Genomic DNA, 913 nt, shown 5'->3' with positions numbered 1-913 from the left:
ACTATCCACGAGGTCGTTTTGGTGGACGACATCCGTTGTGTGGAATTGGTGTTACATCATTGATCATTGTAATTTCTAAACCAGCTACCTGTAATGCTCTGACAGCTGCTTCACGTCCAGGTCCAGGTCCTTTTACATCTACGGATACTGTCTTCATTCCGTGATCCATTGCTGCTTTTCCAGCTGCTTCTCCTGCTAACTGGGCTGCATATGGTGTTGATTTACGACTTCCCTTGAATCCTAATGCTCCAGCACTGCTCCATGCCACTGCATTTCCACTTTCGTCTGTGATTGTTACGATTGTATTATTGAAAGTCGAGTGAATGTGTGCACATCCTCGCGCAATATTCTTTTTAACACGTCTTTTACGTGTCTTTTGTACTTTTGCCATTCTTTACTCTCCTTCCCTACTACTTCTTCTTGTTAGCCACTGTCTTGGCTTTTCCTTTACGTGTTCTTGCGTTTGTCTTTGTTCTTTGTCCACGTACTGGCAATCCTTTTCTGTGACGCATTCCTCTGTAGCATCCAATTTCCATCAATCTCTTGATGTTTAATTGTACTTCTCTTCTTAAGTCTCCTTCGACTTTGATCGCATCGATTGTTTTACGAATTGCATTTAATTGTTCTTCAGTTAAATCTTTTACTCGAACATCTTCACTGATGCCTGCTTCTTCCAATACTTTCTTTGATGTTGTCAATCCAATACCATAGATGTATGTCAATGAAATGACAACTCGTTTATCGTTTGGAATATCTACTCCTGCTATACGAGCCATTTAGTTTCCTCCTACTTTAGTTTCCTTGTCTCTGTTTGTGTTTTGGGTTTTCACAAATTACCATCACACGTCCTTTGCGTCGAATTACTCGACACTTGTCGCAGATTGGTTTAACAGATGGTCTTACTTTCATCTTT

3 protein-coding genes are annotated in these 913 nt (G+C 40.6%); all 3 read right to left on the bottom strand.

Features of this window, described 5'->3' with window-relative positions; translation table 11 throughout:
* Nucleotide 1: 1 nt before the first annotated feature.
* The 3 genes from rpsK to rpmJ are packed head-to-tail and all read right to left on the bottom strand — an operon-like array spanning nucleotide 2 to nucleotide 909.
* On the bottom strand, nucleotides 2-391 hold the full coding sequence (gene rpsK, locus H8911_RS12185; RefSeq protein ID WP_118116871.1) for a 30S ribosomal protein S11: 390 nt from the start codon (nucleotides 389-391) through the stop codon (nucleotides 2-4).
* Nucleotides 392-410: 19 nt separating this feature from the next.
* Complete coding sequence (rpsM, locus tag H8911_RS12180; RefSeq protein ID WP_117573903.1) at nucleotides 411-776, bottom strand: 30S ribosomal protein S13; 366 nt, start codon at nucleotides 774-776, stop codon at nucleotides 411-413.
* Nucleotides 777-792: 16 nt separating this feature from the next.
* Nucleotides 793-909, bottom strand: coding sequence for a 50S ribosomal protein L36 (gene rpmJ, locus H8911_RS12175; RefSeq protein WP_003866328.1), 117 nt, complete (start codon nucleotides 907-909; stop codon nucleotides 793-795).
* Nucleotides 910-913: the final 4 nt, after the last annotated feature.

This window comes from Holdemanella hominis (assembly GCF_014306155.1).
In the GTDB taxonomy this organism is placed as follows: Bacteria; Bacillota_I; Bacilli_A; order Erysipelotrichales; family Erysipelotrichaceae; genus Holdemanella; species Holdemanella hominis.
This window is presented reverse-complemented; position numbering and strand designations above follow the sequence as displayed.

Excerpts from the sequence above, each read along its gene's own strand:
- rpsK (WP_118116871.1), bottom strand. The coding sequence starts at position 391 with ATGGCAAAAGTACAAAAGACACGTAAAAGACGTGTTAAAAAGAATATT.
- rpsM (WP_117573903.1), bottom strand. The coding sequence starts at position 776 with ATGGCTCGTATAGCAGGAGTAGATATTCCAAACGATAAACGAGTTGTC.
- rpmJ (WP_003866328.1), bottom strand. The coding sequence starts at position 909 with ATGAAAGTAAGACCATCTGTTAAACCAATCTGCGACAAGTGTCGAGTA.